Below are 13,785 nucleotides of genomic sequence, written 5' to 3'. Positions count from 1 at the left end.
AAGTCTAACCGATTATTTTGAAGCTCGAAATTGTGAAGGTGACTGCCCTGTCTGTTTCTTAAATAACCTGCTCAAGTGGGAAGCGTCATCGAAACCCAGTTCGTAGGCGATCTCCTTTGCGGTTTTATTGGTGTAATGAAGCAAACGCTTCGCTTCAAGTGTTATTCGTTGGTGAATGACTTGCAAAGGGGTAGTGTTGTAGCTGGCGAAACTGTTAGATAAGGTCTTAGGAGATTTGAATAGCTTTTCGGCATAGAAATTTACAGAATGATTCTCTTTGAAATGACTTTCGACCAAAAGATTAAAACTTCGGTAAAGGTCCAGCTTCCTATGCTGTTTTTCTTCTATCCCCGTAGAAGTCTTGAGAATTCTGGTCGTCTTGATTATGAATCGTGCCAAAAGCATGCGAAGCATTTCTGCCTGAATCGTATCTTTGGTATCGATCTCCTCTAAAAAGATCTGATGCAACATCTCAAACTTTCGCTGTTCGTCTTTATCAAGGTCAATGATAGGATTCGTATGATTGCCAAAGAATAAAAGTCCGACACAGCCAACTTCTTGATCATGATCTTTGATACAATAGAATTCTCTGTTGAACTGATATACGATAGCCCTTTCCCCTTCAAGAAATTGAAACTGTTGCAGCGGTGTCAACGAAATGATCTGATTCGGTCTTATCGTCATAGGAACACTATCCACCACCATGGTTATCGGATCGTCTTTTACCCAGATAAAGGTGTAAAGACCTAAAGGTTTGGATGTGGAGTGATTTTCTAAGATCGATTCTGTAGAAAGCAGCAGCAGTGCGCCGGTAGAAAATTCAGAGAATTTTTTTGTCATCAGTTAACTTTGATCAAAAATATGAAGAAAAAACCCTTTGTAACTACACAAAGGGCCGAGTAAAATATATATGGACGCGTAAAGCGGGATTATAATAATTACGAGATACTAGTGGCGACCAGATGACATTACTTACACGATTGAGCAAAACTTAGCTTATATTTAACATTTCTCATCAAACTATGGAAGAAATAAACGATTTTTTTGAGACCAATAGAGAGACTTGGAATGAAAAAGTTTCTCATCATGCAGCGAGCGAGATGTACGATCTGGATGCATTCAAACAGGGAAGGTCCTCATTAAAAAAGTATGAGTTAGACGCCCTTGGAGAGGTAAATGGAAAATCATTATTACACTTGCAATGTCATTTTGGGCAGGATACGCTAAGCTTCTCAAGAATGGGAGCGAGGTGCACAGGAATTGACATTTCTGATAAGGCGATAAAACTTGCCCAACAGCTAAATGACGAATTGGCGTTGGATGCTCATTTTATTTGCTGCAATACCTATGATGTGAACAAGCATATTTCCGAAGCTTTTGATATTGTATTTACCAGCTATGGGGTTATTGGATGGCTGCCCGATTTGAAGCCGTGGGGCAAGATCATCGCATCGCGATTAAAGCCAGGCGGCACATTTTTCATGGCTGAATTTCATCCCATTGTTTGGATGTTCGATTATTTGGAAGAACCTCCAAAATTGAAATATGGCTATCACCAAAAAGAGGTGATCTATGAAGAATATGAGGGCACCTATGCCGACGAACGAGCTCCGATGACCAGTAAAGAGTACGGTTGGAATCATGGCCTAGGCGAAGTCGTTACGGCCTTGACCGAGGCTGGCCTGGAAATCGAATATTTGAAGGAGCACGAAGCTTCGCCTTACGATGTTTTGCCAAATCTCGTGGCCACCGAAAATGAACTCTTTGTAACAAAGGATAAATTGTATCCGTTGATATTCACGATAAAGGCCACCAAGCCTTAAAATAGTCCAAAATTTTGGTATTTTAGCCGAATAGTCAAGACATGCAAGCATCTAAAAATATTGCTATCGTCGGGAGCGGACTCGTAGGGTCGCTTTTGGCGATCTATCTTCGCAAATCGGGTCACAAAGTTTCAGTGTTTGACCGTCGTCCGGATATCAGAAATATAGAATTTAGCGGACGCTCGATCAACTTAGCGATGTCTGACCGTGGTTGGAAGGCCATGCGGAATGCCGGTATCGAGAATGAAGTTCGAAAAATAGCCATTCCAATGGAGAAGCGTGCCATACACCTGGTAGGTCAGCCTGTGTATTTCCAATATTATGGCGATGAAGGAGAGGCCATCTATTCGATCTCGCGTGGTATTCTTAATCGAAAAATGATCGATCTTGCAGAGGCACAGGGTGCCCAGTTTTATTTTGAAGAAAAAGTATGGGATGTCTCCCTTCCCGAGGCAACTATTTTTACTGGGGAGACCGAAAGGGGAGCGTGGAAAGAATATAAGTTTGACATGGTCTTTGGTGCGGATGGTGCCTTCTCTAGGATACGGCATAAGATGCAGCGCCGTAGCCGTTTCGACTATTCTCAGGATTTTCTAGATACCGGCTACAAAGAATTGCACATCCCGCCAAATGAAGATGGTACGCACAAGCTGAACAAAAATTCATTACATATTTGGCCAAGAGGAAAATTCATGCTCATTGCCCTTCCCAATTTAGATGGAAGTTTCACATGCACTTTATTTATGCCTTTTGAGGGAGATCACTCTTTCGAAAAACTAATCACCGATGAACAGGTCAAAGCATTCTTTAAAGAATATTTTCCAAGTGCAGTGCCCGTGATGCCGACCTTGTTAGAAGATTTTAAGAACAACCCCATGAGTGCCTTGGTCACCATGAAGTGTTATCCATGGACCTATTGGGATAAAGTTGCGCTCGTGGGAGATGCAGCTCATGCTGTGGTGCCTTTTTATGGCCAAGGGATGAACGCAGGCTTTGAAGATATCACCCAACTGGATGAACTGATGAAACAGCATAATGATGATTGGGAAACGATTTTTTCTGAGTATCAGCGGTTGCGAAAGCCTAATGCAGATGCCATTGCAGAATTAAGTTATCGCAATTTTGTTGAGATGAGTGCGAAGACCGCAGATCCAAAGTTTTTGTTGCAAAAGAAGATCGAAAAGCATTTTGCAAGTAAGTATCCTGACAAATGGGAGCCTTTGTATGAGCGGGTCACCTTCTCTCATCGACCCTATGCTGAGGCTTTGGCGGTTGGAGATATGCAAAACAAGATCATGGAAGAAATCATGGCAATGACAAACATAGAAGACATTTGGCATGAAGTAGAGGTGGAAGATCGCATCCTAGAATTATTGTCTGAAGTTGAAATAGATAAGGAATAAAAAAACCTCGTCTGTGAAGACGAGGGTGCCATATATTTTAAGTCTAAGTTCCTAAAGGGAGCCGAATAGTTTTTCCATTTTTTCCTTTTCTTCGTTCGCCAGGGCTGGGTCTATTAGGATACGACCGCTATGCTCATCGGTGATGATCTTCTTTCTAGAAGCGATCTCCATCTGCACTTGAGGAGGAATGGTGAAAAATGAACCGCCAGAAGCACCGCGTTCTACGGCTACTACGGCTAAGCCATTCTTAACATTGTCTCGAATGCGTTTGTAAGCCATCACCAAGCGGTCCTCGATCTGCTTTTCAAACTCTTCAGATTTTTTGATCAACGCTTTCTCTTCTTTTTCAGTTTCGGCCAAGATAGCGTCTAGCTCATCTTTTTTGTGCTTCAAGTGTGCTTCGCGCTCAGCAAGACGCTCTTTGGATTGTGCGATCACCTCTTTTTTCTGTTCGATCTGAGCCTTAAATTCTTTGATGTGCTTTTCAGCTAATTGAATCTCTAGCTCTTGGAACTCTACTTCTTTGGTGATGGAATTGTATTCTCTGTTGTTACGAACGTTCTTCTGTTGTTCGCTGTATTTTTTTATCAAAGCTTTTGCCTCTTCGATGAGGTTCTTTTTGCTTTTGATATCGTCGTCGATCTGTTGTAATTCGGCTGTTAATTTTTCTAATCGCGTGTTCAGGCCTGTGACTTCATCTTCCAGGTCTTCCACTTCCAAGGGAAGTTCTCCGCGTACATTTTTAATTTCGTCAATTCTAGAGTCTATAAGTTGTAGGTCGTACAGCGCACGTAACCTTTCTTCAACTGTAGCTTCTTTCTTCTTTGCCATGCTATGAATACTTGATCGGATTTGTATTTACTTCAGATAAAATGATTGCAAAATTATGAATTTTTTTGCTAAGATGCTCTACTAATAAGTTTTTTGTGAACTGTTCGCTTTCATAATGTCCGATATCGGCGATGACCAGTTGTCCCTCTGCCTGATAGAATTGATGATATTTCATATCGGCCGTCACAAAAACATCGGCACCTGCTCTTTTGGCATTTTCAATGGCAAAACTCCCAGAACCTCCTAACACTGCTACATTTTTTATCGGTTTCCCGAGCAAAACGGAATGTTTGATTACACTTACATTCATTTTTTGCTTCAATAATTCAAGGAACGCTTTTTCTGGCATGGCCACTGGCAATTCACCGATCATTCCCATACCCAGATGTTGGTAGGTGTTATCTAAACTAACCACTTCATAGGCTACTTCCTCATAAGGATGAGCCTTTAAAAGCGCATTGATCACTTGTCCTTCTATATGCTTTGGAAAGGTGACACCAAGTTGAGTCTCCGCTTCAAAATGGGTAATTCCTTTTTGGCCAATAACAGGTTTGCTTTCATCGTTGCCCTTAAAGGTGCCTGTGCCTTCAACCGTAAAACTACATTCGTCATAGTTTCCGATGTTGCCGGCCCCAGCCTTGAAGAGAGCAGTGCGCACTTCGTCTAGATCTTTTGTCGGCACATAGGTAGTGAGTTTTTTGATGACTCCTTTTTTAGGAATCAATATTTTCCTGTTTTCCAGTCCCAATTGTTGACATATACGATCATTGACTCCATTGATCGAATTGTCCAATGCCGTATGCATCGCATAAATGGCGATATCATTTTTAATAGCTTTCATCACTACCTTTTCGACATAGTTGTTGCCATTAAACCGCTTTAGTCCCGAGAAGACAATCGGATGAAAGCTAATGATAAGATTGCAATCCTTTTCAATGGCTTCGTCGACGATGCTCTCTAAAGTATCTAAAGTGACCAATACATTGGTCACTTTTGTATCATGATTTCCTACCAACAGGCCTACATTATCAAAATCTTCAGCATAGGCAAGTGGCGCTATTTCCTCAATGACATTAATGACATCTTTAATATTCATGCCCTGTATTTTAATTCAAATATAAATATTATACTTTCGTTGTGTGAGATCGTTGAGAAAAATACTCTGGCCATTTTCAATCATCTATGATTTGGTCACTTGGTTGCGAAATCTCCTGTATGACTGGGGAATTTTTAAGAGCACTGCTTTTGACCTGCCGATCATCTGTGTGGGCAATCTTAGCGTTGGCGGCACAGGAAAGACACCCATGATAGAATATCTTATCGCCTTATTGGATACGGACTATCACATTGCTACCTTGAGCAGGGGATACGGTCGGAAGACAAAGGGATATCGATTGGCGACTGAAGAAGATGATGCCACCACAGTCGGAGATGAGCCGTTACAGTTCTTTAAAAAGTTTAAAGAAATCGATGTGGCTGTTGCAGAGAACAGGGTGATCGGCATAAAAAAATTGATTGATAAAGAAACACCACCACAAGTGATATTGCTAGATGATGCCTTTCAGCATCGCAGGGTCAAAGCAGGCTTGAACATGATGCTTACGGCCTATGATGATATTTTTTATAAGGATCTTGTTCTTCCTGCCGGTAGTTTAAGAGAAAGCAAGCGCGGCGCTAGACGCGCAGATGTGATCGTGGTCACCAAATGTCCTGAGAACCTCTCTAACACGAAGCAGTTATTGGTAGCTTCCAAAATTGGTCTAAAAACGGACCAAAAACTTTTTTTTAGCACGATTGCATATAGTGATGATGTTTTGGGTATCGACACCAAAAAAAAGCTTTCCACTCTAAAGAAAAAAGCCGTATTGCTCATTACAGGTATCGCAAAACCAGCCCCATTATTGACCCATTTGGAAAAAGAAGGCATCTCATTTAAGCATTTGGCATTCTCAGACCATCACAATTTTTCAGAAGCTGAGATCGAAAAAATACGACAGTTGTCAAAGGGGAAAGAGATCCTTACCACAGAAAAAGACTTTTTACGACTTCATAAAAAGCTAAAGGGCGTATCGATGTACTATCTACCAATTTCGGTCAGCTTTTTAGGAGATACCGCAGGTTTTGAATCGCTGATTCTAGAGTATGTGGATACCAACAAGAAAAAGGCTTGACCTCCGTCAAGCCCTTTGCTAACTAACCAAACTAACTCAATCTAATTTATGAAGTGAAAACAATACTAACCAAACTTTGCTTTCATTCTAATAATATCAAACCTCGTGCCAAACTTTAAAAAAGATGGTGTCATGATTCAATACTGATATTGCAATTGTCTGTAATTAAGCGTTTTGAAGGCTCGCCACAATATTTTTTGAGATCTTCTTATAGAATACTTCTGGCTTAAACGGCTTGGTGATAATATCGTCACAGCCTGCTTTGTAGAAATCATCCGTGTTCTCGTCCAGAGAAATGGCGGTCAATGCCACGATGGGAACTTTGGTATTGAATTTTCTTATTTCTTGTGTGGTCTGCAGTCCGCTGATGCCTGGCATATGAATATCCATTAGAATAATATCGTACGCTTGCTCCATGGCCAGGTCGATAGCCTTGTAACCATCGCTTGCGATATCGCAGGTCATGCCTTTCTTTTCGATCATTTTCTTTGTGATGACCTGATTGATCTTGTTGTCCTCTACGAGCAACACATGAAGTCCTTCTAAAAAATTATCTTTTTTATCGATCAGTAGGATATCCTCGGCATCTTTGACCTTATCAGACTTATTGAAAGTGATATCAAAGCCAAAGGTAGAACCTTTGCCCAGTTCACTAGATAATTTTATCTCACTGTCGAGCAGTTCTAACAGACTTCTAACGATCGTTAATCCAAGACCAGTACCTCCATATTTACGGTTGATCTGCACAGAGCCTTGAGCAAAACTCTCAAAGATCTTATGCTGCATTTCTTTGGAAATCCCAATCCCGTTATCTTTCACTTTAAAACTAAGGTCGATCGTTTTATCATCTTTACCAATAACATCTACAATGATCCATACATCACCATTCTCTGTAAACTTTAGGGCGTTGCCCACCAGATTGATAAAAATTTGAGAGAGCTTTAACGAATCACCGATGACAAAAGGTGGAATTTTTTCGTCGAAGACCAAATGGATCTTATTGTTATTCTCTTTGGCCGTGGCATTCAGGGAACTTATCACATCATTCAAGATCTTGTGAAGACTAAAATCGTCCTTCTTTACATTCAGCTTTTTTGCTTCAATCTTATTGATCTGAAGGATGTCGTTGATAAAGGCAAGCAGATATTCCCCGGAAAATTTCAATGATTTTAAGTGTTCCTCCTGATGTTTGCTTGGATTGTCCTCTAGCAATAGGTGTGTAAGTCCTGTAACCGCATACAAGGGTGTTCGCAATTCATGGCTCACCGTTGACAAGAATTGAGCCTTGGTGTTCATCGCTTTCTCCGCCTTGTCCTTGGCCAACTGCAGTTCGTTATTTTTCTTTACCAACAATTGGTTGGTTTTTATCTTGATTTGGTTGTTACGATAAAGCGATATGGTAAGTAAAGAAATGATAATAAGGAGCGCAGAGCTCAAAATCGAAGTGAGTTTTGCCGTTTTCACGGTTTGTCCAAAATCCGCATTTTCATTTTCCAATTCGCCGATCATCCTATCTTTGATCTCCGCATCCGTTTCGGCCAAGGCGCTTAATTCCGAGGCGAGTCTTTCGGACGAAAGAATGGAATCTTCTAGGGTGTGGTATTTCTTTAAATAAGAAACAGCATCCTGATAGGCTTCTGTCTTTTCACTGATTTCGCTTAAGAGTTTATAGGTGTCAATGCTTATCAAAGGAAAGTTAAATGCCTTTGCGATGTTGTTGGCTTCAAGAGCATGTTCTTTGGCTTGGGCATAATCCTCATTATTTTCATTGATACGAGCCAATAAAAGCATTGTTTTCCCTCTAAGATAGTTGTCTTCCAATGGGTCTTTTACAGGAAGCGCGCTCTTCAGGTTTTCTTCGGCCTTGATCAGGTTGTTCTTTCCGAGATAAACTATGCCCAGGCTAATGTTGATCCTGCTCATCAACCGATTGATATTGTATCTTTTGGCAATCGTCTTTGCTTCCTGAAGATATTGTAAGGCCGTTTGAAAATTTTCTTTCTTTGCTTCTGCGAGGCCTTTATGGGTCAATGTAATGATCAGCCCTTCGAAGTCGCGAATGTTCTTTTGAATATTCTCCGCTTTGAATGAGTATTCTAAGGAGTGGTCATACTTCTCCTTTTCAAGATTGATGCTGGCCACAATATTGTAGCATGCCGCAACTTTCTCGTCCACTTCCAAGACATCGGCGATCTTTAAGGCTTCTTGCGTTTTTTGGAGAGCTTCGTCGTAGCGCGCGTTGTGTTTTAATCTATAAGCCCTGTGAAGATGCTCATCTATCTTTTCTACACTATAGTTTTTTACCTCTTGTGCCTTAAGAAAAGACACGTGGAGGAGCATAGCAATCAATAGGTATTTTACAATCCGGGCGTTCACGTTAGTGATGGGTTAATACCAGTAAATATAACTATTTATTTAAAAACACATGAATTAGGTCTATTAATCTGCTTGCATAGCCCACCTCATTGTCGTACCATCCCACCACTTTCACCATCTTTCCGATCACAGAAGTCATCAATGCGTCGAAGGTGCACGAGTGCGGGTCGTTGATTATATCTACAGATACTATTGGGTCTTCTGTGTAGCATAAAATACCGTTTAAGCCATTGTTAGAAGCTTTTTTGAATGCATTGTTGATAGCTTCTATAGAGGTATCTTTCCTTACATTGAAGGTAATGTCTGTTAAGGATCCGTCCGGCACAGGGACTCTGATACCGCAGCCTCCGATAACATCTTTTAATTCAGGAAAAATTTTTGTCAGTGCCTTTGCTGCGCCTGTTGTCGTTGGCACAATGCTTTGGCTTGCGGCGCGGGCTCTTCTCAGATCTCTATGTGGTTGGTCGTGCAGACTTTGATCTGTGGTATACGAATGAATTGTAGTGATGTAGGCTTGTTCAATACCGCAAAGCTCGTCGATTATCTTTATCATTGGAGCAGCGTTGTTTGTAGTACATGAAGCATTAGAGACGATCTTCTCATCTCCTGTTAAAATGTGCTCGTTAACCCCTAAGACCACCATTTTGATGTCCTCATCCTCCGGAGGAACGGTAAGGATCACTTTTTTTGCTCCATTTTTTATATGATTTTCAAGAAGCTCCTTTGTCTTGTACTTTCCCGTAGCCTCTATAACAACATCAACGTTGTAGGGTTGCCAGTGTACGTTTTTGATGTTTCCTTCCTGTGAGAGTGGTATTTTATTTCCGTCGATAACGATGTTGCCCTCGTCATGTGTTATTTCATTTTTTAGAACTCCATGTATGCTGTCGTACTTTAATAGGTGTGCTAATGTCCTTGCATTGGCCAGGTCATTTATTGCAACTACCTGCAAGTTTGGATGGTTTAGAGAAAGCCTAAAGAAGGTTCTGCCAATTCTGCCAAAACCATTGATAGCGATGTTTATCTTATTGTTCATATAAAAAGTAATCCCGCCTAGGTCTATCGATCAAGATAAACGAAGTGCAGGAATAAAAGTATTCAAAATAAACCTGAAAAAAGGCTGTTAGTTGATATGTTTATGCGCTTTATATGAAGAACGCACCAAGGCACCGCTCTCCACATGTCTAAATCCTAATTCCTTGCCTATTTCTTCATATTTGTTGAATTGATCAGGAGTAATGAATTGCTTGACGGGTAAATGTTTCTTCGAAGGTTGAAGATATTGACCGATGGTTACAACATCCACATTTGCATTTCTTAGGTCGTGCAATGTCTCGATGACTTCCTCTTCTGTTTCACCAAGTCCCAACATGATTCCCGATTTGGTTCTACGTGCTCCCTGTTCTTTCATATAGCGCAATACTTCCAAGCTCCGCTCATATTTGGCTTGGATGCGAACTTCGCGAGTGAGTCTCTTCACCGTTTCCATATTGTGTGAGATAACTTCGGGAGCGACGGCCACGATGCGGTCAATATTTCTGGTCACTCCTTGAAAGTCTGGGATCAAGGTCTCTAGCGTTGTAGATGGATTCATCCTTCTTACGGCTTTCACCGTCTCTGCCCAAATGATCGACCCCATGTCTTTAAGGTCATCTCTGTCTACAGAGGTGAGCACCGCATGCTTTATGTTCATTATCTTTATGGAACGCGCTACTTTTTCAGGCTCATCCCAATCCACAGATTCGGGTCTTCCAGTCTTTACTCCACAAAACCCGCATGAACGGGTACATATATTTCCAAGAATCATAAAAGTGGCAGTACCCTCTCCCCAGCATTCACCCATGTTTGGGCAACTCCCTGAAGTGCAGATGGTGTTTAGCTTATATTTGTCTACCAATCCTCTGAGCTCGGTGTATTTTTTACCAGTGGGGAGTTTGACCCTAAGCCACTTTGGTTTCCCTTTTGGGGGTAATACATTAACTGCGGCATCTGTACTCATAGTGCAATTTTTTCGAATACAAAGATACAAACTATGTTTTCAAAGGCAATACTTAGTATAGTTATAATGTGAGCAGGTACCATGCACTGAAACCTATTAGAAATACGATACCCATCCAACTCAATATTTTCATGTAAATAGAGGGGTGCCATTCTTTTGGGGTGTGTTTGCTGTTGATCAACAAATAGTTCAACAGTGCATAGAATGGTGCAGTGATGAAGGACAGAATAGTGGCTATTTTCACCAATAATGCCATTTCGGACAAGAAGAAACCTAGAATAATAAGGGTACCCGTTACTAGAACGCCCATCCAAAAGATATAACTGTGCTTTATAAGGTTTCCAGCTAGCAGCTTGGTCGTTTTTGCCATCGCCCTTGGCGATGCGTCAAGAGTTGTTAGCGTAGTGCTGAACATGGTGGTAAATGCTGCCAGCGCAATGATAACATAGGCCCAATCACCCAAGTTGGTCGTGTATAATGAGATAAGTTGCGAGGAAAAGCCAGAGGCGCTTGGACTGAAGGTCTCGCCACTTTTGAACATGACCAAAGCGCCGAGCGACACAAAGCAAACTCCCAGAATAATGGTTGTTAAGTAGCCGATATTAAAGTCCAAGAGCCCCCCTTTCGTATCAAAGGATTTCTCTTCTTTTTTCTTTTCGATGGCCCAAAGTGAATGCCAAATTGAAATGTCCATCGGTGCTGGCATCCAGCCCATGAAGGCAATCAGAAATGCGATACCGACACTATTTTCTGGCAGAATTTGTACCAAGGACATGCTTTTAGGGTCATTGTTCAAAGCTATGACAACTGCTATAATGGTGCTTATGGTCAGTGCAACGATGATGATTTTCATCAGATTGTCCAAGAGCTTGTACCTTCCGATGACGAGGATCAAAAGACAGATCACCGTGATGATGATACTCCATAGCACAACATCATCGGTGACTCCAAAAAGATTTACTGCCAAACCGGCCGTTACGATGGTTACGGCTGTTTGAATGGTGAACATGGTTGCAAGGTTGAGGATGAAGTAGGCTATTAGTGCACCGCGGCCAAGCTTCTTATAACCATCTAGCAAGCTTTCGCCAGTAGCTAGCGCATATCGTGGTCCAAATTGAAAAAAAGGATATTTGAAAAGATTTACAAGCAGCAGTGCCCAGATAAGACCAAAACCAAAATCGGCACCCGCTCTGGTCGATTGTACCAAGTGAGAAACGCCGATCGCTGCTCCGGCGAACAACAACCCAGGACCTAGCTTCCTTAGAATGGCGATGCTCATGATTTTCTCTGAATGATTTCTGCCAATAGCTTCTTCGCTCGCAGTAGTTTTACTTTCACGTTATTCATCGGTTCCTTGAGATGTTCGGAAATTTCCTTGTAACTGAGTTCTTGAAAATATCTTAGATTGATCACCTCTTGATAATGTGGTTTTAGTTGTTTGATGTCTCTAAGCAATTTAGAAAGGTTCTGTTCAGTGATCAGCTTATCTTCTGGTGTTGGCGCATCATCTGGTATTCGGTATACTTTTCTTTCTTCTTCGTCCGTTGTCTCTGCATGAAGCGAGGAACGCTGTTTTCTGACCAGGTCTACATGTAGGTTCTTAGAAATAGTGATCAGCCAGGTCTTGAACTTGTAGCGGTCATCATACGTTTTGATCTTGTCAAAGGCTCGAGAAAATGTTTGGATGGTGATATCCTCAGCATCGTTTTCATTTTGGATGCGTTTTAGTTGAAAGCCGTAAACATCATTCCAAAAGGAATCTAGAAGAAAATTGAAAGCCTTTTGGTCGCCTTCCTTTGCTTTTGCAATTTGTATGGCCAATAAATCTGGGTCTATTTCCAATGGGTGGGTGTTGAAATCCTATTCACAATAAATATAGTAAAATGAAATATAATAAGCGTCACTTCTAAAACAGGTACTAGCCACCATATATCCGTTTCCTTTAGTTTTTTCGCACCATAACCGATTACGAGATACTGAATGATCATTCTTAACAGAAACGCCATGGCAACCCAAGGCCATAGTTTAGAGATCATGACCAGCGCAATTCCCAGCCCCCAAAAGAGCAATGTGCTCAGAAAGAAAAGCGCGAGCAGTATGCGATGTTCCAATCTATAATGGTAAGCCGTAGAGATATGCCTTCTCTTCTGTCGGAACCAAGCCCTCCAACTTTTTTTAGCTAAGGATACAGTAAAACTGTTATGTTGGTATTGAAGTGCTACATTTTGCTTGCTTGCGACCTGATTTATAAAAAGATCATCGTCTCCCGACATAATTTCCATATGTTCTTCGAAGCCATTGGCGTGATAAAAAAGTTCTTTTTTATAGGCGAGATTTCTTCCTACTCCCATATAGGGAAGTCCGATCTTCGCGTAAGAGAAGTATTGAATTGCAGAAAGGACAGTTTCGTACCGAATAAGTTTGTTTAAAAAAGAGCCTTTTATCTTTTCATAGGCGCCGTAGCCCAGAACAATATCCTTACTTTCAGAAAAGCCACTGGCCATACAAGAAAGCCAATTTTGGGAAATCGGCCTGCAGTCTGCATCTGTAAATACCAGGTATGAATGTTGAGCCGTTCTTATGCCCAATGTGAGCGCATATTTCTTGTTTCCTCGAAAGGTTGGACCCTCTTCCACGTTCACCACCTTCACCTTTTCGGGAAACTTGGTTTGGAAATCTTCCATTACTGAAAGGGAATCATCAGATGAATGATCGTTTACCAGTAGCAACTCAAAGTTGGAATACGCTTGTTGAAGGATCAGGGGGATAAATTCTCTTAAATTTTCTGATTCATTCTTGGCGCAGATCATAACAGAAATAGGTAGATCGGAATCATTTTTGGGCGCTTGGTCTTTGGAGAAGGAGAATCTAGCAAATATGAATAGATAGTAGATGAGTTGAATTCCAACGCATAAGAGAAAAGTGTAAAGCAGAACGTTCAGCATTTGATACCGCAGTAGTTACTGCTGCTGGAGCTCTGGGTTCTTGCAGTCTTGTTCGTCGGGCATTTTACCACAAAGACCACATGCTTCACCATCCTTATTGAGAAAAGGACTTTGACTTGCGCAGGTTCCGGCAAACTTTCCATCTTTTTTCGCCCATATCTTGATGGCGATTCCAGCAAAGGCCAATGCCAAAAGGCCTAGCGTTAAGAGTAACAGTTTCATCTGTTCGAATTTTAT

The 13,785-nt window shown here is 41.4% G+C and carries 13 protein-coding genes; 3 read left to right on the top strand and 10 right to left on the bottom strand.

Annotation, left to right across the window (positions count from 1 at the left end):
- Window positions 1-12: 12 nt before the first annotated feature.
- Window positions 13-840, bottom strand: a complete 828-nt coding sequence (locus tag ACFQ1M_RS10530) for a helix-turn-helix domain-containing protein (protein ID WP_386407955.1) — start codon at window positions 838-840, stop codon at window positions 13-15.
- A 182-nt stretch (window positions 841-1,022) separates the two neighbouring features.
- Here ACFQ1M_RS10530 and ACFQ1M_RS10525 point away from each other — a divergent pair, with 182 nt between their 5' ends.
- Window positions 1,023-1,823, top strand: a complete 801-nt coding sequence (locus ACFQ1M_RS10525) for a class I SAM-dependent methyltransferase (protein ID WP_386407953.1) — start codon at window positions 1,023-1,025, stop codon at window positions 1,821-1,823.
- A gap of 41 nt (window positions 1,824-1,864) precedes the next feature.
- A complete protein-coding gene (locus ACFQ1M_RS10520; protein ID WP_386407951.1) occupies window positions 1,865-3,226 on the top strand; it encodes an FAD-dependent oxidoreductase in 1,362 nt (453 codons plus the stop codon).
- Between the two features lie 51 nt (window positions 3,227-3,277).
- Here the strand turns inward: ACFQ1M_RS10520 and ACFQ1M_RS10515 are convergent, their stop codons facing one another.
- Both ACFQ1M_RS10515 and ACFQ1M_RS10510 read right to left on the bottom strand, forming a co-directional pair.
- On the bottom strand, window positions 3,278-4,057 hold the full coding sequence (locus ACFQ1M_RS10515; protein ID WP_386407949.1) for a zinc ribbon domain-containing protein: 780 nt from the start codon (window positions 4,055-4,057) through the stop codon (window positions 3,278-3,280).
- Between the two features lies 1 nt (window position 4,058).
- A complete protein-coding gene (locus ACFQ1M_RS10510; protein WP_386407947.1) occupies window positions 4,059-5,153 on the bottom strand; it encodes a Nif3-like dinuclear metal center hexameric protein in 1,095 nt (364 codons plus the stop codon).
- 43 nt (window positions 5,154-5,196) lie between these two features.
- On the opposite strand from ACFQ1M_RS10510, the gene lpxK reads away from it, so the two are divergent.
- Complete coding sequence (gene lpxK / locus ACFQ1M_RS10505; protein WP_386407945.1) at window positions 5,197-6,228, top strand: tetraacyldisaccharide 4'-kinase; 1,032 nt, start codon at window positions 5,197-5,199, stop codon at window positions 6,226-6,228.
- A gap of 165 nt (window positions 6,229-6,393) precedes the next feature.
- Here the strand turns inward: lpxK and ACFQ1M_RS10500 are convergent, their stop codons facing one another.
- The 7 genes from ACFQ1M_RS10500 to ACFQ1M_RS10470 all read right to left on the bottom strand — a co-directional run bounded on the left by ACFQ1M_RS10500 (window position 6,394) and on the right by ACFQ1M_RS10470 (window position 13,770).
- Window positions 6,394-8,568 carry a tetratricopeptide repeat-containing hybrid sensor histidine kinase/response regulator gene (locus ACFQ1M_RS10500; RefSeq protein ID WP_386407943.1) on the bottom strand — a complete coding sequence of 725 codons (2,175 nt, stop codon included), beginning with the start codon at window positions 8,566-8,568 and terminating at the stop codon, window positions 6,394-6,396.
- Window positions 8,569-8,635: 67 nt separating this feature from the next.
- The gene (gene gap, locus ACFQ1M_RS10495) at window positions 8,636-9,640 is read right to left on the bottom strand and encodes a type I glyceraldehyde-3-phosphate dehydrogenase (RefSeq protein ID WP_386407941.1); all 1,005 of its coding nucleotides are present in this window, start codon (window positions 9,638-9,640) and stop codon (window positions 8,636-8,638) included.
- Between the two features lie 87 nt (window positions 9,641-9,727).
- Window positions 9,728-10,603 carry a lipoyl synthase gene (lipA, locus tag ACFQ1M_RS10490; RefSeq protein WP_386407940.1) on the bottom strand — a complete coding sequence of 292 codons (876 nt, stop codon included), beginning with the start codon at window positions 10,601-10,603 and terminating at the stop codon, window positions 9,728-9,730.
- A gap of 61 nt (window positions 10,604-10,664) precedes the next feature.
- Window positions 10,665-11,882: an Nramp family divalent metal transporter gene (locus ACFQ1M_RS10485; protein ID WP_386407938.1), complete on the bottom strand. Its 1,218-nt coding sequence runs from the start codon at window positions 11,880-11,882 to the stop codon at window positions 10,665-10,667.
- Window positions 11,879-12,445: an RNA polymerase sigma factor gene (locus ACFQ1M_RS10480; RefSeq protein ID WP_386407936.1), complete on the bottom strand. Its 567-nt coding sequence runs from the start codon at window positions 12,443-12,445 to the stop codon at window positions 11,879-11,881. The genes ACFQ1M_RS10485 and ACFQ1M_RS10480 overlap by 4 nt, the downstream gene beginning before the upstream one ends.
- Window positions 12,436-13,548 carry a glycosyltransferase gene (locus ACFQ1M_RS10475; protein ID WP_386407934.1) on the bottom strand — a complete coding sequence of 371 codons (1,113 nt, stop codon included), beginning with the start codon at window positions 13,546-13,548 and terminating at the stop codon, window positions 12,436-12,438. The genes ACFQ1M_RS10480 and ACFQ1M_RS10475 overlap by 10 nt, the downstream gene beginning before the upstream one ends.
- Window positions 13,549-13,563: 15 nt before the next feature.
- A complete protein-coding gene (locus ACFQ1M_RS10470) occupies window positions 13,564-13,770 on the bottom strand; it encodes a membrane or secreted protein (protein ID WP_386407932.1) in 207 nt (68 codons plus the stop codon).
- Window positions 13,771-13,785 lie beyond the last annotated feature (15 nt).

This window comes from Sungkyunkwania multivorans (assembly GCF_042675645.1).
Classification (GTDB): domain Bacteria; phylum Bacteroidota; class Bacteroidia; order Flavobacteriales; family Flavobacteriaceae; genus Sungkyunkwania; species Sungkyunkwania multivorans.
The sequence above is the reverse complement of the archived record's forward strand: the minus strand, read 5'-3'. Positions and strand labels throughout refer to the sequence as shown.